General features: G+C 43.3%; 21 protein-coding genes. 2 read left to right on the top strand and 19 right to left on the bottom strand.

Annotated features, from left to right (window positions below; genetic code table 11):
- Positions 1-100 precede the first annotated feature (100 nt).
- The 9 genes from JOC94_RS06290 to JOC94_RS06250 all read right to left on the bottom strand — a co-directional run bounded on the left by JOC94_RS06290 (position 101) and on the right by JOC94_RS06250 (position 8,756).
- On the bottom strand, positions 101-2,290 hold the full coding sequence (locus JOC94_RS06290) for a transglutaminase domain-containing protein (protein ID WP_077113171.1): 2,190 nt from the start codon (positions 2,288-2,290) through the stop codon (positions 101-103).
- The gene (locus tag JOC94_RS06285; RefSeq protein ID WP_077113170.1) at positions 2,287-3,486 is read right to left on the bottom strand and encodes a DUF58 domain-containing protein; all 1,200 of its coding nucleotides are present in this window, start codon (positions 3,484-3,486) and stop codon (positions 2,287-2,289) included. Before JOC94_RS06285 ends, JOC94_RS06290 begins: the two co-directional genes overlap by 4 nt.
- Before the next feature lies 1 nt (position 3,487).
- The gene (locus JOC94_RS06280) at positions 3,488-4,444 is read right to left on the bottom strand and encodes an AAA family ATPase (protein WP_077113169.1); all 957 of its coding nucleotides are present in this window, start codon (positions 4,442-4,444) and stop codon (positions 3,488-3,490) included.
- 63 nt (positions 4,445-4,507) lie between these two features.
- A complete protein-coding gene (gene nadE, locus JOC94_RS06275) occupies positions 4,508-5,332 on the bottom strand; it encodes an ammonia-dependent NAD(+) synthetase (protein ID WP_077113168.1) in 825 nt (274 codons plus the stop codon).
- 19 nt (positions 5,333-5,351) lie between these two features.
- A complete protein-coding gene (locus tag JOC94_RS06270) occupies positions 5,352-6,818 on the bottom strand; it encodes a nicotinate phosphoribosyltransferase (protein WP_077113167.1) in 1,467 nt (488 codons plus the stop codon).
- A gap of 18 nt (positions 6,819-6,836) precedes the next feature.
- Positions 6,837-7,388, bottom strand: a complete 552-nt coding sequence (locus JOC94_RS06265) for a cysteine hydrolase family protein (protein ID WP_077113166.1) — start codon at positions 7,386-7,388, stop codon at positions 6,837-6,839.
- Positions 7,381-8,079, bottom strand: coding sequence for a DNA alkylation repair protein (locus tag JOC94_RS06260; protein WP_236016992.1), 699 nt, complete (start codon positions 8,077-8,079; stop codon positions 7,381-7,383). Before JOC94_RS06260 ends, JOC94_RS06265 begins: the two co-directional genes overlap by 8 nt.
- A 10-nt stretch (positions 8,080-8,089) precedes the next feature.
- Complete coding sequence (locus JOC94_RS06255; RefSeq protein ID WP_077113165.1) at positions 8,090-8,404, bottom strand: DMT family transporter; 315 nt, start codon at positions 8,402-8,404, stop codon at positions 8,090-8,092.
- A 1-nt stretch (position 8,405) separates the two neighbouring features.
- Entirely contained in the window at positions 8,406-8,756 is a 351-nt protein-coding gene (locus JOC94_RS06250) for a DMT family transporter (RefSeq protein ID WP_077113164.1), read from the bottom strand.
- 138 nt (positions 8,757-8,894) lie between these two features.
- Between JOC94_RS06250 and JOC94_RS06245 the strand changes: the two genes are divergently transcribed.
- Positions 8,895-9,164, top strand: coding sequence for an amphi-Trp domain-containing protein (locus JOC94_RS06245; RefSeq protein WP_077113163.1), 270 nt, complete (start codon positions 8,895-8,897; stop codon positions 9,162-9,164).
- A gap of 995 nt (positions 9,165-10,159) precedes the next feature.
- Here JOC94_RS06245 and JOC94_RS23155 read toward each other — a convergent pair.
- The 4 genes from JOC94_RS23155 to JOC94_RS06230 all read right to left on the bottom strand — a co-directional run bounded on the left by JOC94_RS23155 (position 10,160) and on the right by JOC94_RS06230 (position 13,980).
- Positions 10,160-10,294: a hypothetical protein gene (locus JOC94_RS23155; protein WP_268920954.1), complete on the bottom strand. Its 135-nt coding sequence runs from the start codon at positions 10,292-10,294 to the stop codon at positions 10,160-10,162.
- Positions 10,295-10,528: 234 nt separating this feature from the next.
- Positions 10,529-11,461 carry a glutarate dioxygenase GlaH gene (gene glaH, locus JOC94_RS06240; protein ID WP_077113162.1) on the bottom strand — a complete coding sequence of 311 codons (933 nt, stop codon included), beginning with the start codon at positions 11,459-11,461 and terminating at the stop codon, positions 10,529-10,531.
- Positions 11,462-12,052: 591 nt separating this feature from the next.
- The gene (gene speB / locus JOC94_RS06235) at positions 12,053-13,003 is read right to left on the bottom strand and encodes an agmatinase (protein WP_077113161.1); all 951 of its coding nucleotides are present in this window, start codon (positions 13,001-13,003) and stop codon (positions 12,053-12,055) included.
- Positions 13,004-13,029: 26 nt separating this feature from the next.
- Complete coding sequence (locus tag JOC94_RS06230; RefSeq protein WP_077113160.1) at positions 13,030-13,980, bottom strand: D-2-hydroxyacid dehydrogenase; 951 nt, start codon at positions 13,978-13,980, stop codon at positions 13,030-13,032.
- A gap of 222 nt (positions 13,981-14,202) precedes the next feature.
- Between JOC94_RS06230 and JOC94_RS06225 the strand changes: the two genes are divergently transcribed.
- Entirely contained in the window at positions 14,203-15,090 is an 888-nt protein-coding gene (locus JOC94_RS06225; protein WP_077113159.1) for a LysR family transcriptional regulator, read from the top strand.
- An 89-nt stretch (positions 15,091-15,179) separates the two neighbouring features.
- Here JOC94_RS06225 and JOC94_RS06220 read toward each other — a convergent pair whose 3' ends face one another.
- From JOC94_RS06220 to JOC94_RS06195, 6 genes are all read right to left on the bottom strand, one after another.
- Positions 15,180-15,509: a DUF3870 domain-containing protein gene (locus JOC94_RS06220; RefSeq protein WP_077113158.1), complete on the bottom strand. Its 330-nt coding sequence runs from the start codon at positions 15,507-15,509 to the stop codon at positions 15,180-15,182.
- A gap of 13 nt (positions 15,510-15,522) precedes the next feature.
- Positions 15,523-16,743, bottom strand: coding sequence for an L-2-hydroxyglutarate oxidase (gene lhgO, locus JOC94_RS06215; RefSeq protein ID WP_077113157.1), 1,221 nt, complete (start codon positions 16,741-16,743; stop codon positions 15,523-15,525).
- A 21-nt stretch (positions 16,744-16,764) separates the two neighbouring features.
- Positions 16,765-17,430: a GntR family transcriptional regulator gene (locus JOC94_RS06210; protein WP_077113156.1), complete on the bottom strand. Its 666-nt coding sequence runs from the start codon at positions 17,428-17,430 to the stop codon at positions 16,765-16,767.
- A 129-nt stretch (positions 17,431-17,559) separates the two neighbouring features.
- A complete protein-coding gene (locus JOC94_RS06205) occupies positions 17,560-18,957 on the bottom strand; it encodes an APC family permease (RefSeq protein ID WP_077113155.1) in 1,398 nt (465 codons plus the stop codon).
- 71 nt (positions 18,958-19,028) lie between these two features.
- On the bottom strand, positions 19,029-20,477 hold the full coding sequence (locus JOC94_RS06200; protein WP_077113154.1) for an aldehyde dehydrogenase family protein: 1,449 nt from the start codon (positions 20,475-20,477) through the stop codon (positions 19,029-19,031).
- 671 nt (positions 20,478-21,148) lie between these two features.
- The gene (locus JOC94_RS06195; RefSeq protein ID WP_077113153.1) at positions 21,149-21,484 is read right to left on the bottom strand and encodes a hypothetical protein; all 336 of its coding nucleotides are present in this window, start codon (positions 21,482-21,484) and stop codon (positions 21,149-21,151) included.
- Positions 21,485-21,724: the final 240 nt, after the last annotated feature.

Raw genomic sequence — 21,724 nt, 5'->3', positions numbered from 1 at the left:
TGTTCAAATAAGGACAGGCTCTTTCTTCGTATTGATAGCCTCTCTTTTCTAATGTACTCCAGTTCTTTTTGATTCCAAGCCCAACTGCTGTATGTTTAGATTAATTCGATGACATCTCCCCGCCGCTCGCCTTTTCCATGAGCGTTTTCCAGAGCGCTTTTTCTTCACTGGTGAGGGTAGATGCGTCATCTCCCCGGTAAATGATGCGTTCATACGCTTGCGTTAATTGGCTCATTTCCTTGGTTTGAAGTTGCCGGTCGATATAGGCCGCATATTCACGCAATGTTTGGCCCGTTTTCCTTTGAAAGCCGCGTTTGTCCAACCGCTTTAGCAACAGCTCGTATGCTTCTATAAAAGTTCCGTCATCATTTTTCTCATTTTTATTTGCAAAAGGACGTTTTCTTCTACTATAAAAGATCGCAAATCCTAAGCCCATAACAACTAATAACAGGGCGCCACTCCAAATCCATTTGGAAAGCCCGATTCCCGTAAAATTGGAAGTGTTGGAAGGTTCTTTTTCTTCAATAACTTCCTTTGTCTCTTTTTCTTCCTTCTCAGCCTCTTTTTCGGGGGGCGCAGCCGGATCGGTCTGGCTTGCTTGAGATTGGGCTTCGTCGAATACATAAGATGAAGGATTGTTAAATCCTTTTGTCGGTTCAAATGGAACCCATCCCAAACCCGGAAAGTAAACTTCCACCCACGAATGGGCCTCATTGTTTGTTACTTGGTAAATTCTGTATTCTCCATCAGCCGCTTCGCGGTAGTTCCCAGGCGCGTAGCCTTTCGCCCATCTAGCCGGAATTCCAATCGAACGCAGCATTGTTACCATGGAGCTAGAGAAATTATCACAATATCCCCTTTTCGTATCAAACAAAAATTGTTCTACATAATCCTCATCACCGGTTGGAATGGCGACGCGGGTTTGGTCATAGGAAAAATCACCCGATTGGAAGTGGCGCTCTATGGCTTTTGCCTTGTCAAACCAATTATCTTCCTCTTTCGTTATTTCAACAGCCAGCTCCTTAACACGTTCTGGAAACGCTGCGGGAAGCTGCGTATATCTTTTTTGCAGCTGGTTATATTGCTCACCGTCCGGCAAACCAGTTGTCCCTCGCAACTTCTTCATGCTGTATGCGGCTTTCTCGTATGTGACTGTATATTCTTTCAAGCGGGCTTCCGTACCATCACTTGTGTGTGAGTTTATCTTGTCAAGAACCGGATCATATTGAAGAAAACCATTCCCTTCATTGCCTGTTACCGATACAAACCCGTAAGGTCTGACGATATGTGGATATTGGATTTCAAATTGGAAGCTTGCTTTTGTCAATTCTCCCTCGTTGCGCATGTGCTCATCCATTAAAAATGTTTCTCCATATTCGAATCGCTTCATTGGAGCAGATTGTTCCGAAGTAATCCAGCCTTTTCCAGTGTATACATCTTTCGTTTCAATCTTCCAATACTGCCTGCTCGAAGATGTCACTTCGAATACGACCCGATCATCACTGATAAACGGTCCGCCCAATTGGGAGTCGTCTACTCCGTAGCCGATTTTGGAGATACCGGGATTTGCCGTCTTATCCGTAGTCGATTTGGATTTGATATACGGTACAGGATCCGGCCAAACTGGGGCTGCTTTAGGTGAAATATAACCTGCCAATACACTGAGTATAATCATGGAGGTTAAAGGAAACATCCATTGTTTCATTAATCCGGATGCATCTTTAATCTGTTCTTTTTCCAACACACGCTGAAAAAAAAGAATTCCGAGAAGTGCGAAACCAATGATAACAATACGCACAATGGCCCGGTTCGCTTCATATTCGGTAAAAGTATCCAGGAGAGCGACATAAAAAATCGTCATCATGTAAAAAATGAAAATTCTCTTTCTGATTGTCAGCCAAAAGCGAAGCAAATAAGTAATTTGCCATAACAATAGAAAAAATAATAGACTGCGAAATCCGGGCGATAATTCGGTCCAGTTTTTGGAAGCAAGCAACGATATATTTAACTGGATTTCCGTACCGAAACGAGGAAGCCAGACAACGATGGGCTCATTCGCTTCCCGAAAGATAAGGTACAGGAAAATAAGGATAAAACCTGACTTTACCGGCCAGCTAATAAACCATGGTGTTCCCAAGAAAATCAAGATGATGGAAAACACAACGAAAATGATGAAGTAATGAATTTGGCTTGTTTTTGTAATTTGTTCCAATGGCAAAAGCCATTCCCAAAGAAGCAAAAAACCAAATACATAAAGCAGTAGTTTCATATATGTCCGATCCTTATTCATGCTTCTTTCTCCCCCGATAAATCGGCTTTTATCTCTCGATCATATAATCTTTCAATGTGCATACCTCGTTGCAGCGCTTCCTGAATCAACACTTTCTCTTGCGGTGCCGCGGCTTTCGCTTGAGCAAGGAAAATAACAACATTTCGCTTCCTTCTTACTAGCATTTCTGCCTGTTCCAATAAAGAGCTTGTCAGTGAGGCCGCAATAAAAATCACACTTCCGTTGTGTTGAAACAGTTTCGCCTCTTCTACCATTTCTTCCATGACATTTTTAAATTGAGGCCGCGCTTTCGCCAAGACATATAATATATTCATAAAATGCCGTTCGCCGCCATTCACCGGGAGATATGATGTTTCGCCCCCCGGCAAATACAAGCCTGCCTGTCCCCCGCTCTCAAGTATGGACCTTGCGGCAGAGGCTGTAAATTCAACCATTTTCTCAAAGTGGTCGGCAATGCTGCAATCAAGCACGAATAGCGGATCATTGGACCTTTTGACCTCAAATTCTTTCGCCATGATGTCATTTGTCCTTGCTGTCGCCTTCCAATCAATCCATGAAAATCGGTCCCCGGGCTGATATTCCCTGATTCCGGCCACAAGAGAGGCATCCTTATGATATTGGAATCTTCCTGATCCCATTCCACGCTCCAGCGCCCGTTTAAACGGTTCATGGATAAAAGGATTCAACTTGGGATAGACAAGGATCGTTTTCGGAACAGAAATGGATGTTTCTTTTTCCAAAAAACCGAAAAGGTCTCCGGTTTTAAAACGGACAGAATGAAACATATGCTCTCCACGGGGAATACGGGTAATCTCGTAACGAATCGTCAACCGCCTGCTAAACCCGGGAAAAAGCATCTGTTTATGACCATTGACGGAAGCAACATCTTCGATGATTAAAAAAAGCAGAGGAAAAGGAAATGTTCTTGTTGCAGTGATGGTTACTCGTACATTATTTCCGGCGTAAAGCCGTTCAGAGGAAAGATCCCTCTTCACATCAAATCGTAATGGAAAGGCATTCAGCAAAAGCGAATAGACAGCCACAGGCAAAAAGCTGAAAAACAAAAACCAGCTGACAAACCCGCCTTGAAACATGGCATAGGAGAAAATAAGGGCAAGCAATAGGATGATAAGGAAAAATCCGGAAAGTCTTTTCAATGTTGCCATAATTGGAATTTTGGAACTTCTTGTTTTCATCTTATTTTACAGCCCTTTTTACCGGTATATCAACCGACTTCACCAATTCGCCTATAAGGGATTCGGCTGAAACCCCACGGTACTTGGCTTCGGATTGCAAAAGGATGCGATGGGAGAAAACATATGGAGCAAGGTACTGGACATCATCCGGGATAATAAAGTCGCGCCCTGAAATAAATGCGTATGCCTGTGCCGCTTTTAGCAAGGCGATTGATCCGCGGGGGCTGATTCCGAGGAATATGTCCGGATGAGACCGCGTCTTGATGGCCAAATCAACGATATATTGTTTAATCGTTTCTTCCGCAAATATATCTTTCACCTGGCGCTGCAAATGTCTTAATTCCTCCAGGCTGATAACCGGTTCCAGGTAGTCGATTGGCGGGACTTTTTGTACTCTCGTCAACAGTTCTACTTCTTCATTTGCTTCCGGGTATCCCATTTTCAGTTTCAATAAAAACCGGTCTAATTGGGCTTCGGGAAGCGGGTATGTTCCTTCGTATTCTACTGGGTTTTGTGTTGCCATCACAAAAAACGGTTTTTCCATATGGAGTGTCGCGCCGTCAATCGTCACACTTTTTTCTTCCATTGCTTCAAGCAAGGCAGATTGGGTTTTAGGCGAAGTCCGATTGATTTCATCGGCTAAAACAATATTTCCCACGATTGGTCCGGGCCGAAAAGAAAACGCCATTTCTTTCGGGTTGTAAATCGATACGCCAAGTACATCGGAAGGCAATAAATCCGGAGTGAATTGAATGCGTTTAAAGTCGGCATCAACGGATTTCGCCAACGCTTTGACGAGCATCGTTTTCCCTAACCCGGGTACATCCTCCAGCAGCACATGGCCTTCCGCCAGGAGCGCAACGATACTGAGCCGAGCTACTTCTGTTTTTCCAATAATGACCTTTTCTATGTTTTGAATCACTTTTTTCACTTGCTGCTGAGAAATCTCGGTCGTCAATGAATACACCTGCCGATCCTATCATATTTTACATGGTGGAATGGAAGGGGACTGAACCGCCCCCTATTTCCAAAAGTCATCAAATACATGTGCCGGCAAATGCCGTTTATGCATTGATTTGCGGTATAAAGCCTCTATCGTATTTTTAGCCTGCGGGGAAACCTGCTTCCCTTCCAAATAGTCATCGATATCCTCATATGACACGCCAAGCGCCACCTCATCCGGCAAGAGCGGCCGGGCATCCTCCAGGTCTGCGGTTGGGATTTTATTGTACAAATGTTCCGGACAGCCCAGCTCTTTCAGAAGCATTCTTCCCTGCCTTTTATTTAACCTGAATATAGGAACGAGATCGGCTGCGCCGTCTCCATGCTTTGTAAAAAACCCCGTAATCGCTTCTGCTCCATGATCAGTGCCGAGAACGACACAGTTATGCATTGCCGCGATGCTATACTGGGCCTTCATCCGTTCCCTCGCTTTTTCATTTCCTTTTGTGAAGTCGGAAATCTTCACCCCCGCCTTTTCAAGGGAAGCCACACTTGCGTCAACGGCAGGCTTTATATCCACTGTATAAGTCACGCTCGGCTTAATAAATGCCAGCGCGTCATCTACATCGCTTGCATCTTTTTGTACGCCATAAGGCAGCCGGACAGCAATAAATTTATATTTTTTCACATCACGCTCCTCGTTCAGCTCGTCAACCGCCATCTGGGCCAGTTTCCCGACTAATGTCGAATCTTGTCCGCCAGATATACCGAGTACAAATCCGTTAAAAAAAGGATGAGCTTTCATATACTCTTTCATAAAGTCGATGCTGATGCGGATTTCTTCCTGTGGATCGATCCGGGACTTTACCTTTAATTCTTTGATGATTTGTTGTTGTAAACTCACGGCGCATGTCCCCTTTCTTCTATTTTCTCAAACGGTCAATCTTTTCTTTGACCGCTTCGATATTCCTCATTTTATTATCCCAGCAATCCTGACTGAGGTCGACTGGATATTCTTCAGGATTTAGCGAACGCCGATACTCTGCCCACAAGAGATCAAGGTTTTCCCTGGCAAACGCCTGAATGTCTTGAAGGCCCGGCAAATCATATACCAGCTCTCCGTCTACAAATATTTCATGAAGTAATTGTTTTGCATTAAAATCTGTTACCAATTTACTAATAAACGTATGAACAGGATGAAACATTTTCAGTTGTTTTTCTTCTTCCGGCTTTTCATCCCATAAGGTGATATAATCACCCTCTGACTTATGATTTAACCGATTAATGATCCGGTAAACCTTTTTACGGCCCGGGGTGGTTACTTTTTCGGCGTTACTCGATATTTTAATCGTATCCTCCCATTCTCCGAACTCATTCTCGATGGCGACCATTTTATATACCGCCCCAAGCGCAGGCTGATCATAAGCAGTAATGAGTTTCGTGCCGATTCCCCAGGAGTCGATTTTTGCTCCTTGTGCTTTCAAGTGGAAAATCGTATATTCATCCAAATCACTTGACGCATAAATTTTGGCGTGAGGAAATCCGGCCGCATCCAGCATTTTCCTCGCCTCTTTTGATAAAAAGGCCATGTCCCCGCTGTCGAGGCGGATTCCTTTAAAATGAATCCTGTCACCAAATTCTTTCGCCACCCGGATCGCAGCCGGAACGCCGGATCTCAATGTATCATATGTATCAACGAGAAACACGCAGTCCCGATGACTTTCCGCATATTTTTTAAATGCGGTATAATCATCTTTATACGCTTGGACCATGGAATGGGCATGCGTCCCGGCAACAGGCATACCGAACAATTTGCCGGCCCTTACATTGCTAGTGGCATCGAAACCGCCAATAAAAGCTGCGCGTGTTCCCCATAAAGCGGCGTCCATTTCCTGCGCTCTCCTTGAACCAAACTCCAGCGCCACTTCATCCCCGACCACTTCTTTTATTCGGGAAGCCTTAGTGGCAATCAATGTTTGATAATTCACGATGTTCAGGAGTGCGGTTTCAATGAGCTGCGCTTCGGCAAGCGGTGCCTCCACTTGCATGATGGGCTCGTTGCCAAATACAAGCTCTCCTTCCTTCATGGAACGAACCGTCCCTGAAAAACGAAGGTTCGCCAAATAGTCGATAAATTCCCCATTATAATCGAGATCATCCCGCAAATATCGCAAATCGCTTTCGCTGAAATGAAAATTCCGCAAATAATGAATCGCTTTTTCCAATCCGGCAAAAATGGCATAACCGTTTGCAAACGGCAGTTTTCTAAAATATAATTCAAATACTGCTTTTCTTTCGTGGATTCCATCTTGCCAATAAGTTTTCGCCATATTAATTTGATATAAATCTGTATGCAGCGCCAGGCTGTCGTCGTTTTCATGAAATCTCATGCGCCTTTACTCCCTTTCTCAGACTACTCTTGCCCCAAGTGTGTTTTTAAAATGGGTCAATGCCCAGTTGTGGCCCGTCTCATTAAAGCTTGCCACCGCATTCTTATGAATGACCATTTGAAACCCTTTGTTAAAGGCGTCCACCGCCGTATGCAACACACATATATCGGTACAGACCCCACAAATGTGGACTTCTTCAATTGCCCGCTCACGCAGTTTTATTTCAAGGTCCGTTCCCGCAAACGCACTGTACCTTGTTTTATCCATATAATATGCGTTTGGGTTATTTTTTTCCTGCTCGTACAAATCTTTCAAACCGCCGTAAAATTCCCGTCCGCTTGTACCTGCAATATTATGTGGAGGGAACAGCGCCGTCTCAGGATGCAAGTCATCTTCCTCTTCATGTTTATCAACCGCAAAAACGACAAAATCACCATTTTCCAAAAACTGTTTTGTTAAGTCAACAATTGCCTTTTCAATATCCTGCCCAGGCCTCCCGCAAGTAAGCTTGCCGTCTTCAGCCACAAAGTCATTTGTATAATCGACGTTTAGCAACGCCTTTTTAGCCATCCATATTCCTCCCTTTTCTTTGCATATATTTTAAGCCTTCTCTTTTTGCCAGGTTAGACAATGGTTGACTTTCTATAAAATGCAGGACACTGGCAGGGCAGCTTTTTGAGTACTCTCTTAGCGACCAGCCAATCGCCTTTTGAATAAAAAATTGCTCCATATGCATCGTGCGCTTAATGTTGGCAAACAGCAATGTTTCATCCGTCTTTTCTTTATACTTTAATTGAAAGAGGATCATAGTCCGCTGAAGCCACATATGATCGGAAGATAGCCATTTCTCGCCTCTTGATTCGATTAGTTCGGGATGTTTGAGAAATAACGTGCCAACCAAGTGGCTGGCAATGGTATCAACAGTGTCCCACCACGGCTTCGTTATAATCAAATATTCAATCAAATCTATATGGGATGCATCCAATTGTTGCTGTTTTTTGCGAAGTATGTCCAAGGCAATATTTTGAAACTCTCTTTCCGGAAGCTCCCACAATTTTAAAATAAAAGGTTTACATTCATCCATTGTCATGTCATGAAACAATTGAATAAAATTCTTTGTGAGATTCCTTCTTTCTGGCGACCTTAATCCAATGAAGGAAAATAGCCCTTGCATATACCTTTCCATCTTTTCGGCATTTTCCTGATTGTGATGTTGTCGCAACCATTCAACCATTGAGTGAAACCTTACATCATCCATCATTGCTCACCCCTCATTCAATCGCTTTTAACCCGATTGCGCCAGCAATGATGAAGCTCAAAAATAACATGCGTTTCCACCCTGCCGACTCTTTAAAAAAGAGGATACCCATTATGACAGCGCCTGCCGCTCCCAACCCCGTCCAGATTGCATACGCCGTACCGAGCGGAATTTCCTTCATCGCCAATGCCAAAAAATAAAACCCGAAGCCAAAGGTGAAAATAATGGCGAGCAGCCATCCGATACTTTTTTTCTGATTATACATATTGATGCTCATAACACCAAAAATTTCTCCGAAACTTGCAATAATGAGATATACCCATGCCAAATCAATCTCCTCCATCTGAAGGGTTTTTCGACACTTCCCGCTTCTCGTCTGTCGTTATTTTAATTCCCACTACTCCTATAATAATGAAGGCGATAAAAATTAGTTTTATAAAGGTGAAATCTGCGCTAAAAATGATAAAATCAATCAAGACAATGGCAGCCGCCCCGGAACCTGTAAAAACGGCATAGACCGTTCCAGATGGCAGTTTTTCACATGCTTTAATGACAAAATAGAAGCTGAAAATAATCATCACAATTGTCCCGGTCCATTCCCAAAAAGTTTCCGAGTACCTCAGACCAATGACCCAAAACACTTCAACAATAGCCGCAAAGAGAACATATAACCAAGCCATCCGATTCTCCTTCCACCCTCTTTCACGTATATTTTAGCACATCGCGGGAAACAACCCTATAAAATCACCACTTTTAGAGGAACTTTTACTTTTTTGTGGAAGAATAGTAATAAGAGATATCAGAAAGGAGGATGAATCATGAACACCAGAAGCCAAACAAACAGACTGATCAGTTATAAAGAAAAAATGGGAAGAGAACAGGCAGCATCGCTCCTCCAAACCATTGCAACAAAATTAAAAGAAGAGGGATCTTTTACGCTCCACCAAGGAGAACAGGCACAAAAAGTGGAACCGGGAGAATTCGTCACCGTAGAAATTGAACTTGAAGAAAGAAATGGAAAGTATGAATTTGAATTCGAATTAGAATGGCACGAAGGAGAAGAAAACAAACCCTTAAAAATTGACTAAGCAACATGGCCGTTGCTCAAGGGAAACTTTCCTAATCCCGCGGATGATATGACGGGTATCCGCGGGATTTCTCCTTATACGCGGGTATTTCCCCTTATACGCGGGTATTTCCCCCTATATGCGGGTATTTCCCCTTATACGCGGGTATTTCCCCCTATACGCGGGTATTTCCCCTTATACGCGGGTATTTCCCCTTATACGCGGGTATTTTCCTCTATACACGGGTATTTCCCCCTATACGCGGGTATTTCCCCCTATACGCGGGTATTTCCCCTTATACGCGGGTATTTCCCCCTATACGCGGGTATTTCCCCCTATACGCGGGTATTTTCCTCTATACGCGGGTATTTTTCTCTATACGCGGGTATTCTCCTCTATACGCGGGTATTTCTCTCTATACGCGGGTATTTTCCTCCATGCGCGGGTATTTTCCTCCATGCGCGGGTATTTCTCTATACGCGGGTATTTCTCTCTATACGCGGGTATTTTCCTCTATACGCGGGTATTTTTCTCTATGCGCGGGTATTTCTCTATACGCGGGTATTTCTCTCTATACGCGGGTATTTTCCTCTATACGCGGGATTTCTCTCTATACGCGGGTATTTTTCTCTATACGCGGGTATTCTCCTCTATACGCGGGTATTTTCCTCTATACGCGGGTATTTCTCTATACGCGGGTATTTCTCTCTATACGCGGGTATTCTCCTCTATACGCGGGTATTTCTCTCTATACGCGGGTATTTCTCTCTATACGCGGGTATTTCTCTCTATACGCGGGTATTTTTCTCTATACGCGGGTATTCTTCCTCTATACGCGGGTATTCTCCTCTATACGCGGGTATTTTCCTCTATACGCGGGTATTTTTCTCTATACGCGGGTATTTCTCTATACGCGGGTATTTCTCTCCATGCGCGGGTATTTCTCTCCACGCGCGGGTATTCTCCTCTATACGCGGGTATGACCTCCTCATACACGGGTATTTCGGCTCACCCTCTTATCCACGCTTGTCCGCGAGTTTTGTGCTCAACTTGTTAGTCCAAAGCGGGAGGGCGTTCATCGCAAGCGGCTTTCCTACATATTTTATCTTCCAGCTTAGGAAGCCGCTTGCCGCGCGTTTTACTCCGCTCATGATTTTACCGCCAAATCACAAATAGTCGTCTGTCGACCAGTTTTGCATAGTGCAATGTCCGAACGGCACCATCATACTTGAGCGCGTACGATGAACCGGAAATGGTGACTGGGTTTGCGATTTCTTCTCTTGGATTCACTTGGATCTATATGGATTATGTTCTCTGTCTATAAAAAAAGCACCCTGCAAAGGGTGCATACAAAATGGTAGAGGTTTTTTCCAAATGAGATTGATTTACTCTAAGAAACGTCCACGTTGACGCATCAATTCACGATTTAAGTTTGGATCTTTTTCAAATGCCGCACGGCCGTGCAACCAGAACAAGTTGTTGACGACAACGAGGTCGCCTACTGGAAGTTCCAATTCAATGACGCTCTCATCGCTTTCCATGGAAGCAGAAAGTTCTTCCAAGTATTTAGCTTGATCAATTGTTTCTGGATAAACAAATTGGTCGATAAAGCAGATGCAAGGTTTGTCATTCTTTTTAAAGAATGTTGCACGATTAACTTCTTGTGAAACGTTTTTGCTTGGTGGAGCTTTGTACAAGAATTTATGGCTTCCAAGCGGATTGTTGGCAAATTTATCAAGCTCTTTCCAATCATCCAAGTGAAGAAGTCTTGATTCACCGCCACGCGCGTTTTCTTCAATCATTTTCATCATGAGCAACCAGTCAGTTGGCTCATCAACGAATGTTCCGTCAGTATGGAGCGTAAAGAGACGGTATGCTTGACGCAGGTAAGAGTCACTATTATCAGTGTCTTTTACTGTAAAACGCGCATAATATTTTCCGGACATGGCGTCAAAGTTGGGCTGTCCAAGTAGATGTGTAATCGCTGTTGCAAAAATCACATACTCATCTGTGTTTTCAGTTACACCTTCCAAACCGAGTGTAAATCCGCCTGTTTCGCGGTCGTGAACAATTCCTCTAAGCGTTTCGCCGAGATCTTCTCCCACGAAATCTTGAAGAAGAGAAGATACGATCAAGCGCTGGTATGGTGTGTACTCAAGGCTTTGGACAGAGATGTTTTTCTCTTCCACTGCCGCTAAAAACTTGGCAATCGCTTCTTTGTTAACTGTGATGTGGAACAAACGGTTTGACTGCGGATGAGGCTTTACCTCATAACCGGCTGTTTTCTTTACGAATTTGCTTTCTGTTGCAACTCCCATGAAAATATTCCTCCTGTAAAAATTTTTATCAGTAAAAACGGGTTTGACAGAAAACGTAAAAAGCCAGTTGTCGAACAACCTTTCCAAATAGAAAGGCTTACATTCGAACAACTGGCTTATATTCACTTCACCGCTCTATGGAAGTAGAGTCACAGTGAATATTGCAGTTTTGCTTATTTTACTTTCCCTGTCGTTTGTGTACAATCTATACTATTCACGATTTTGAAAAGGCATTTTTCAAAAGGTGAATATGTTTAAAATAATTCTTATCTAAAGAATATCACCGAGTGTCTGCGGTGTCAACAAATTTGTCAAATTTTTTTCGAAATTGTTTCATATTCTCTGAGAATACAAACCGTCCCATCTTATTCAATGAAGTTTCACTTTATCCCGCATGTAAGGTGCCGTAAAACTCCCACTTCAAAATCTTGAGTGAATACAAAAGGGCTAAGTGGGAGTAAACGGCACCTAAATGCCCGATTGGTTCAACTAACATTCAGTAGGGAGATGGAAGAAAACGCCTACTGAATGAAGTTTGTTCGTTTTTTCATCAGCTGATTTAGTTGTGTCTCACTCCCATTCTGTTACACATCAGGTGTGTTCTTTTTTATTCAATGCCGTTAAACACATCATTTCAAACATAACGTTTGCTGCCAATGCGGATGTGATATCTCCATGATCGTACGCTGGAAGAACTTCCACCACATCGAAACCAATAAAAGGAATATCGGTCAGTTGGCGTAATATTTGGAAGGCCTCACGCGGATAAATTCCTCCAACTTCCGGGGTGCCCGTCCCCGGGGCAAATGCCGGATCAATAAAGTCTACATCAAAAGAAAGGAAGACACGCCGGCCTGCCACTCTATGTTTAATAGCAGAAATTAATGACTTGATTCCCATGTCCAGGACTTCTTCGGTCGTTATCACTTCAAATCCGAGTTCTCTGGATTGATCGTACTCGTCCACGCTATTGATTGACCCGCGCAATCCAATCTGGATAGAATGAAAAGGGTCAATTAATCCTTCTTCCACAGCCCGCCTAAAAGGGGTACCATGTGTGTACCTTTGTCCAAAATAGCTGTCTACTGTATCAGTGTGCGCATCAAAGTGGACGAGAGAAACAGGTCCATAATGTTCGGCAGCAGCTCGCAGCTCTCCTAGTGAAATGGAATGGTCCCCGCCCATGACAATCGGGACGATTTCCTTTTTATACATAGGAGCCAAAACTTCGACTATATTTTTATATGTTTCTTGGATAAATCCCGGAACAACCGGAATATCTCCATAATCCACAGCGGAAATATAATCAAATATATTGATTTTGTGGTGATTCGAGGAGCAGCGCACAAGCGACGAAAAGTTGCGAATGGCTTGCGGTCCAAACCTTGCTCCTGTTCTGAATGTTTGCCCCGTATCAAAAGGGATACCTATGATGGCCACGTCTACATTTTCCAATGTCTTCACGTGCGGAAGCCTCATAAAAGTACTGATCCCACTAAACCTGGGCTCCTTAAAAGTTGGATCTTGTCTGTATTTCACCATGTGCTTTCCCTTCTTTCTACATGACGTTAATGAAAATCCACCTTATTGACCATAAACTGAAGAGCATTCTGTTGATAATAGCGAAAATTTTCAAGGAACATTTGAAGAGCACGGAACATGTACATATTCGTTCTGGCGGAAGCATGAGGTGTAATCAACACATTTTTCATTCTCCAAAATGGATGTTGAACTTCAAGCGGCTCGCTTTTAAACACATCCAAAGCCGCACCGCCTATTTTTCCTGTTCTTAAAGCTTCTAACAAATGTTCTTCAACAATGACATCCCCTCTGCCGACATTTATAAAAATGACTTGATCCTTCATCAGTTGAATGATATTTTTGTCGATGAGATTTCTCGTCTCATCAGTAGATGGAAGCGCACTGCAAATATAATCACAACATGGGACTATTTCCTTCAACTGCTGAACACGATGGACTTCATCAAAGCCGACCATATGACGGCCGCTCCGATTTACTCCGATTACTCTCATGCCAAGCGCCCTTGCTTTTCTGGCAATTTCCAATCCAATTACACCCGTTCCCAACACGCCTAAAGTTTTGCCATAAACTTCAGACATTCCAGCAGTATATGACCAGCTCTTCTGTTCCTGAAGCTTTATAAATTGTGGTATATGTTTTGCAAAATAAAGAACGGCGAAAATCACATACTCACTGATCGGAATCGCATGAATCCCTTTTGATGAAGTGACGAGAATGTTCTTATCTTTGATTGGAGTTATCGGCAATTGCTCCGTCCCGCTGCTTAAGACATGGATCCATTTCAACCCTGGAAGCTGCCGCAATTCCTCAACGGTGACAGCATCATCAAAGTTTCCATAAGTGATTAGAATTTCCACAGCATTTTTCTCCCTTCTGCTCAGTTCATTGATTGTTCTTTGAACGACAGGAACTTGCGTTTCTTTCGCTATTTTTTGTCTCATTTCAGCGGATAAGTCTAATGTTGTACAAACAATCACATAATCACCCCCGTTGCATGTAACGTATGATCGTGACCCCACGCTTTTTTAAACTCAGCAAACAATCACGTAATCACCCCATTACTTTTAACATAGCATGGTGCATATTAATTGAGAAATTGAACTTTGTGATCGTTTTCATCAATCGCTTCTATGGATACATTTCTATTGGCCGATCTATGGTAAACTGTTGGCAATATGATGTACAGAGGTGGCGCGGGAATGGAATTGAGGAATTTAAAAACGTTTCAGGTGGTGGCAGAGTGCTTGAATTTTACGAAGGCGGCGGAGAAACTGAATTTTACCCAGCCAACTGTTACGGCTCAGATTCAGTCACTGGAAAAAGAGTTGAATCAACTATTATTCTTTCGTGTTGGAAGAACCAATCATTTAACGCCGGCCGGCAAGCTGTTAAAGAAGTATACTGATGAACTTTTTTTGATCGTGGATCGAATGGAATCCGCCTTTGAAGATCTCGAAAAGCCAAACGGTTATCTTCATATTGCTGCTTCTGAATTTTATTGCACCAACTACTTTCCTTTCATTGTATCTGAGTTTTTAAAGACATTTCCCGATGTCCATATCAACTTAGCTTCTTGTAACAGTAACGAGGTCATAAAAGGAATTGAATCCAACACTTTCGATTTAGGCGTTATTGCAGGGGAAATAGTAAGAGAAGAAATAGAAAATATCATTTTAGATGAAGAAGAGCTCTTATTAGTCGCAGCAAAATCTGTCTCTGAGCAATTGTCAGTGAACGAAATCATCAACAAATTGCCTTTTATCAGATACAGAATCAGCGGGAACTACAAGGCCCTCATTCACCACTATATACAACAAACAGACTTTTCTCCGAAAAAAAATATTGAATTCGGCAGTGAAGAAGCAATCAAACGCGCTGTATTAAAAGGAACAGGCTATGGACTGCTATCTAGCAATCTCATAAAAAAAGAGTTAAACAGTGGATTGTTGATTCCTATCGAGTTGACGGACCAAAAAATCAGCTTTAAAACATCTCTTATATACTTGAAGAAAAAAGAGGAAAAAGAGGAGTTACAGTCTTTCACAGAAGTTGTCAAATCCTTGTGGGTAAAAGCAACCGAAGAATAAAAGCTCAACAATGCCCGCCAAGGGGCTCGCTGAGCTTTTTGATCATATTTCCGTATAACGATCCCACACTTCAGGAGGAACTCCTCGCCTTATTTTTCCCCTTCAGTGATTTGCTTGAAATGCAAGTGCAAATCTTTCATGGCAGCAATAAGCGCGTTGGTCGCTTTCCCTTTATAATACGTTTGAATGGCTTCAATCTGTTCGTCAATGCCATCCTTCAAACTGGTTCCTCTTAGAAGGCGCCCGATAAAATCACTTCCATGTTCAGTTGCAAGAGTAGCGGAGGCTTTTAGTATGACCCCATACTTTACATCAATTTCTGCTGTAATGGTCAGTGTCTCGTAGACGCTTTTGGCAGCCATTCCTTGCGGCAGGCGCGCATGGCCTGCAATGAACATCGTTTTTGCATTAAACTCCATCGATATCCCCTCTTTATTGAATTGTGACAGCCGCTTCTTTAAGGTGTGACTGTTCAGGAATTCTTCGTGCCACTTCTTTTCCGATCTCTATTGATGCTGTTGCAGCCGGCGATGGTGCATTACATACATGGATCGAGCGTTGCCCCATAATAATGTGGAAGTCGTCCACCATGGAGCCATCATCTTTTAATGCCTGGGCGCGAACGCCGGCAGGTGCCGGTACAAGGTCATCCTCTTGGATTTCCGGAATTAATGCTTGAAGGCTCTTCGTAAACTGAGCTTTGCTGAATGACCTGATATATTCTTCCATTCCCTCTTTCATAAACTTGGACGCAAGTTTCCAAAAGCCGCCGTATGTTAACGTTTCAGCCAGGTCTTTGGGATTGAAGTCCGTTTTCTTGTAACCTTCTCGTTTAAATCCAAGCACAGCATTGGGGCCCGCATCCACTTCGCCATCGATCATGCGGGTAAAATGGACGCCCAAAAACGGAAACTTGGGGTTTGGAACCGGGTAAATCAAATGTTTAACGAGATACCGCTTTTCCGGTTTCAACTTGTAGTATTCCCCACGGAAAGGCACTATTTTCATATCCGTTTTATAGCCTGCGGCAGCAGCAACCCGGTCACTGTGAAGGCCCGCGCAATTAATGACAATGCCGGCTTTTATCGTTCCGTTATTCGTTTCGATTACGACCTCATCATTTTCTTCGTTGATTTTCTCTACTTTTGTGTTTAACAAAATATCGCCGCCGTGATCGGCAATGATTTCTGCAAACTTTTCGCTCACTTGCCTGTAGTTGACGATACCAGCCATAGGTACCCGAATGGCTGCAAGACCCGCCACATGAGGTTCAATTTCTTTCAATTCGGCTGACTCAATTTTTTCAATGGCCAGTTCATTTTGCAAACCGCGCTCATACAAGTTTTCAAGAAGCGGCAGTTCTTCAGGTTTCGTCGCCACGATGACCTTGCCGCATATGTCGTGATCAATATTGTGTTTCTGGCAAAATTCAGTCATTGACTGGCTTCCTTGTCTGGCAAAACGCGCTTTATAGCTCCCTGGCTTATAATAGATTCCCGAATGGATGACCCCGCTGTTATGTCCTGTTTGATGCGTGGCAACAGCGGATTCTTTTTCAATCACAACCACTTTGGCATTTGGAAATCTGTCATATATGGCCATGCCTGTTGAAAGCCCTACAATACCGCCGCCTACAATCGCAAAATCATACATATTTTTATACCCCCGTTCAAGTTAAGTATGTTTTTTCATGTGTTCCATGCACTTGATCAAATTATTTTTTGTCCGCAAAATATGATACTCCACCGCAGCCCTTAGCTCAGCAGGATCTCCCCGTAACGCCGCTTCATATATAAGGCGATGTTCCCTTTGCGTTTCCTGATAGTAGTCGATTAATAAATTGGGGGCGATTGGTGAAATCCCCAACATTTCGACCATTTTCTGAACGCGGGGCCACGGACAGCCGCTTCTGAGTGTCTGATGGAAGGATGCATTCAGTTGGATATATTGATCATTTGTTTCATCTGTTAACTCGAGTGTCTCCATTTGAATTAAAATATCATATAAATGCTGTTTATCTTCCTCGGTTAAATAAGGAAGAGACTTTTCCACCGCCAATCCCTCAAGCATGGAGCGAAGGTGATATATTTCTTCTATATTGTCTTTTGTAATCGGTGTAACGACTGCTCCTTTATGCGGAACAAGCTCGACTAATCCTTCAATTTGGAGTTGCGTCAATGCTTCACGTATGGGCATCCTGCTTACCTTGAGACGTTCTGCCCATTCCTCCTGGATTAAACGATCGCCTTCTTTTAACGTACCATCCAAAATGGCTTTTCTAAGCCGCTTCGTGACGTTTTTGACAATCGTCGATTTATTTGACGTGGCATCGCTCGGCAATGATATCCACCTCTCTTTGTTTTGGATACAATTCATAGTTTATCATAGAAGTTTAACGGTTTCAATGAGGATTTTTACAAAAAAATGAATCCAATCTTAGTCAAATTGGATTCATTTCACTTTGTACGACTATCCTATTTTTTTGTTGTGTTGATACCGGATTTCACCGGATGAAAAATTTTTTCTCATGGACAACATGAGCAAGAAACCGAGAAGCGCCCAACCGGCAAAAATAACCCATTCATATGGCCAAATGAGAGCCGCCGGCATTCCGGGCATGTATAGAATAACGAAGAAAATACTCATAAGAACGGCCAGCCACCCGACAATGCTTGACTTTCCGGCTTTAAAGGGCCTCTCCATCTCCGGTTCGTTTTTGCGGAGCTGAACAAAAGCCACCGCAGCCAGCAAATAAGCAATAACAATAGCAAGTCCACCCGCGTCCACAAGCCAGACAAGCATGGGCCGTCCAAGCAGCGGGCTTACTGTCGCCAAAGTACCGATAAATAAGACAGCGTTTACCGGTGTTCCGTGTTTGGGATGAAGCTTGCCAAACCAAGATGGGATCATCTTCTTTTCAGCCATCGCATACAAAATCCGGCTTCCTCCGATAATAAACGCGTTCCAACTCGTAATAATACCCGCAATTCCTCCGAGTATCAATATAATGCCAAAGATGTCGCTTCCAAACAATTTGGCCATTGCATCAGCCGTCGGAAGTGTAGAATTGGCCAGGGTACTATGATCAAGGCCCAACCCAACCGCAAATATAATGGCAACATACCAAATAACGGCCATTACAACAGATACAATTAAAATTTTCCCAATTGACCTGGCGGGAACGTTCATTTCTTCGGCTGTTTGCGGAATCACATCAAAACCGACAAACATAAATGGCGTCATAATCGCAACGACCATGATCCCGCTCATTCCGCCAATGAATAGCGGCTCGGCATTGGAAACTTCACCGTTAAAAGCACCACCAAAAATGAGCATTAATCCAATAATAGCGATAATAATCGTCAGTACCATTTGTAAAAAGGCGGCGGATTTGATGCCGAGATAGTTTACAATTGTCACAAAGATGGAACCGACCACACCTACAAGAACCCAGGAAAGATATACATCATAACCATTAATCGTATACATGAAACCTACTTTATAGTTTGGAAAAATATATTCGATCACGGTAGGCAGTGCCACCGCTTCAAATGCTACAACCGAAATGTAACCGAGTGCGAGCATCCATGAAGCTGTAAAGGAAGTTTTAGGACCAATACCCCTTAAAACATATATAAGCGCTCCGCCTGTCGTAGGCATGGAAGATGCGAGTTCCGCATAAGTCAGACCAACAAATATAACGAGGACGCCTCCTGCGACAAATGCGATCATCGCTCCAACCGTACCGGCTCCAAGAATCCACTCTCCGGATAACACGACCCAGCCCCAACCAATCATCGCGCCAAAGGCTAAAAACAGAACATCCCAACGAGATAAAACCTTTTCAATATTTCGATCTTTTTGCATTACCTTTCTCCTTTATTCATTTATAAGAGATTCTGCTGAAAGACCGTCCGCTTTCAGCAGAGAAGATGTTATTACTTCGCGAATGGGTTAAAAGTTACCGTTTTATTTGTTGTAAAGAATTCAGCCGCAGCCTGTCCCTGTTCTTTTGGTCCTTGGCCGGAAGCTTTCGTTCCCCCAAACGGAGCCTGTGGCTCAGCACCGCCAGTCTCTCCGTTTATTTGCACCATTCCCACTTCACTGTGTTCGATAAAATGAAATGCTTTTTCCAGATTTGTGGTGAAGATCGCTGCGCTTAATCCGTAAATCGTATCATTTGCTTTTTCAAGAGCCTCTTCATAATCGGCCACTTTCATGACTGCCACAACCGGCCCAAAAATTTCCTCTTTGGCAATTGTCATTTCATGAGTAACATCACCAAAGATCGTTGGTTCGATATAGTAACCGCCATTGATGTCAAGCGCTTCACCGCCGTATAAAAGCGTGGCGCCTTCTTCTTTCCCTTTTTGGATGTAACCTGTAACGGTATCGAACTGTTTTTTGGAAGCAACAGGCCCCATCGTGTATTCCTCTTGTAAACCGTCGCCGATTTTGATTTGCTTTGCTTGTTCAATTACTTTTTCAACGAATTGATCATGAACAGGTGCTTCAACATATACTCTGCTAGTCGCTGTACAACGTTGACCTGTTTGTTTCATTGCCCCTTCTACGACGAGACGAGCGGCAAGATCCAAATTGGCATCCGCAAGTACAACCGCCGGGTTTTTGCCCCCAAGCTCCAATTGATATTTCTTGCCGTTTGCCGTTGCCTGTTGCGCGATTGTTTGCCCAACCGCGTTTGAGCCAGTAAACGTAATAGCCGTTACATCTTCATGCTCTGTCATGACTTCTCCAATAACAGAACCTCTACCCAACACAAGGTTTAGTACGCCTGCCGGAAGACCCGCTTCTTCAAAGACTTTGGCGATTTTAGCGGCAGTGATACCCGTTTCCTGTGCCGGCTTCCAGACGACAGGATTGCCAAATACGAGTGCGGGAGCCAGTTTCCAAATGGGAATGGCGATTGGAAAATTCCACGGGGTAATCGCTGCCACTACCCCTACAGGAACACGCAGTGCAAGCAAAGTCGATCCGGCGTTTGCCGAGGGTAGGACTTCACCGGTTTTGCGGTACCCTTCCTGTGCGTAATATCGCAAAATGGATGCCCCGCGCAGGGCCTCTCCCTTTGTTTCAATAAAGCGTTTTCCCATTTCCAATGTGGCTGACTTGGCAATATCATCTGCCCGCTCTTCCAAAATATCAGCAGCTTTACGAAGGATCTCTCCTCTTGCCACCGAAGAAGTTGCTTTCCAGCCTTTGAAAGCGGATTTTGCCGCTTTAATGGCTCTATTCACATCTTCGGGTGTTGAGACTTCAGTTGAACCGATACATTCATTTGGCTTCGCCGGGTTATAATGTTCGTGCTTTTCTCCAGAAACAGAACCAACCCATTCCCCGCCAATAAAGTTAAGATAATTTTCCATTACGTACTCTCTCCCATCTACATCATTTCTCTCTTGTCATTTGTACTTCTTTTTCCAATGTCCAATCCTTTTCAACGACAACATACAGTACAGACAGGCACTAACAAAATCATTCCAGTTTACCGGAGAGTTTGCATTGCTTTTCTGTAAACAAACCCAATGGAACAAATGGATCAGCCGGTTCGATGCACCGTATTTCGGTTAAGTTATTGGATATGAAAGGATTTAAGCTTGTACTGTCCTAACGTACCGTCTTCAATGAAGTGCCTTTCTTTCGTTTCCCCTATTGCCGCCAGGGCAACGCGGTACAATCTGATTTCCGGAAAATTTATTTCCGAATTGGATGCCCGTTCTTTTTACCAACACTGAGTGCCCAATCTGGATCAACCGCAAATCCCCATCGAAAACAGTTTCCAGACGAAGAAGCCTGTTTGCATTTCACTAGAGATGAATCCGATAACATTTTATCCGTAAAGCCTTTCATAAAATGTAAGAAGGAATGGTGAATCCGCCTTCACCCCTAACAGGCCCGATGACTTTTCTCTTAAAGGGTTTTCACATTTGAGAAAGCTAGGGATCTTCTCGGTATAAAAAAGAGAAGCCGAAAAATTGGAGCAGTCTTTTTTTGAAAAGATCCCAATATTACGAAGCATCCGACTGTTAAAAGCAAGTCAAAGCGGATCATAGCGCTTTTTCCCAAATTTCGCGGCTATCTTTGCAAACCACTGCTGAAAGGGAGTCGTCTGAAAACTCTTTCCAAATCGGAGGGAATGCTGAAAAAGCGGATACAGAATGAAGGCGAATGCGTTTTCGCTACTTTCTCCTGTCCGGCCTGTTTTACATTGATGAAGACTGATTCCCATTGGCAAAATATGGTCTGGTGACAGATACATAGATGACGGCTTTCTTCCTCTATTCCAGAACTCTTCTTTCCCGCAGTCACCTTCTTTTTCATCGGTCATCATGTCTTGTTGAGAAAAGGATATACAGTTAGAAAAGTTTTCCAATGAAAAAAGCCAGCAACTACTGTAAATGGATAATCCGCAAGACGTGTTACTATCATTTACAATCGTTTACTGGCTCTAAATCTACGTAATGCTTTGTTTACGTTTTCTCAACAAAGTCTGGTTAGATTTGACAGTCTTAAACTTATGTTTATATTGTTTTAACGTTATTTATAACATAACGATTAATACTATAACAATAAGTTCACGAATCTGTCAATGTTGTTTTATATTAATGTAATT

The organism is Siminovitchia thermophila (assembly GCF_016909185.1).
GTDB lineage: Bacteria > Bacillota > Bacilli > Bacillales > Bacillaceae_C > Siminovitchia > Siminovitchia thermophila.
Note: the sequence above shows the minus strand (reverse complement) of the source record. Positions and strands in the feature narration are given on the sequence as shown.

Coding starts and splice junctions, on each gene's coding strand:
- JOC94_RS06220 (WP_077113158.1), bottom strand. CDS start 15,509: ATGGAGTTTAATGCAAAAACGATGTTCATTGCAGGCCATGCGCGCCTG.
- JOC94_RS23155 (WP_268920954.1), bottom strand. CDS start 10,294: ATGAGCGGAGTAAAACGCGCGGCAAGCGGCTTCCTAAGCTGGAAGATA.
- lhgO (WP_077113157.1), bottom strand. CDS start 16,743: ATGTATGATTTTGCGATTGTAGGCGGCGGTATTGTAGGGCTTTCAACA.
- JOC94_RS06250 (WP_077113164.1), bottom strand. CDS start 8,756: ATGGCTTGGTTATATGTTCTCTTTGCGGCTATTGTTGAAGTGTTTTGG.
- JOC94_RS06260 (WP_236016992.1), bottom strand. CDS start 8,079: ATGATGGATGATGTAAGGTTTCACTCAATGGTTGAATGGTTGCGACAA.
- speB (WP_077113161.1), bottom strand. CDS start 13,003: ATGGTGAAATACAGACAAGATCCAACTTTTAAGGAGCCCAGGTTTAGT.
- glaH (WP_077113162.1), bottom strand. CDS start 11,461: ATGGGAGTTGCAACAGAAAGCAAATTCGTAAAGAAAACAGCCGGTTAT.
- JOC94_RS06285 (WP_077113170.1), bottom strand. CDS start 3,486: ATGAAAACAAGAAGTTCCAAAATTCCAATTATGGCAACATTGAAAAGA.
- JOC94_RS06225 (WP_077113159.1), top strand. CDS start 14,203: ATGGAATTGAGGAATTTAAAAACGTTTCAGGTGGTGGCAGAGTGCTTG.
- JOC94_RS06200 (WP_077113154.1), bottom strand. CDS start 20,477: ATGGAAAATTATCTTAACTTTATTGGCGGGGAATGGGTTGGTTCTGTT.
- JOC94_RS06265 (WP_077113166.1), bottom strand. CDS start 7,388: ATGGCTAAAAAGGCGTTGCTAAACGTCGATTATACAAATGACTTTGTG.
- JOC94_RS06205 (WP_077113155.1), bottom strand. CDS start 18,957: ATGCAAAAAGATCGAAATATTGAAAAGGTTTTATCTCGTTGGGATGTT.
- JOC94_RS06290 (WP_077113171.1), bottom strand. CDS start 2,290: ATGAATAAGGATCGGACATATATGAAACTACTGCTTTATGTATTTGGT.
- JOC94_RS06245 (WP_077113163.1), top strand. CDS start 8,895: ATGAACACCAGAAGCCAAACAAACAGACTGATCAGTTATAAAGAAAAA.
- JOC94_RS06270 (WP_077113167.1), bottom strand. CDS start 6,818: ATGAGATTTCATGAAAACGACGACAGCCTGGCGCTGCATACAGATTTA.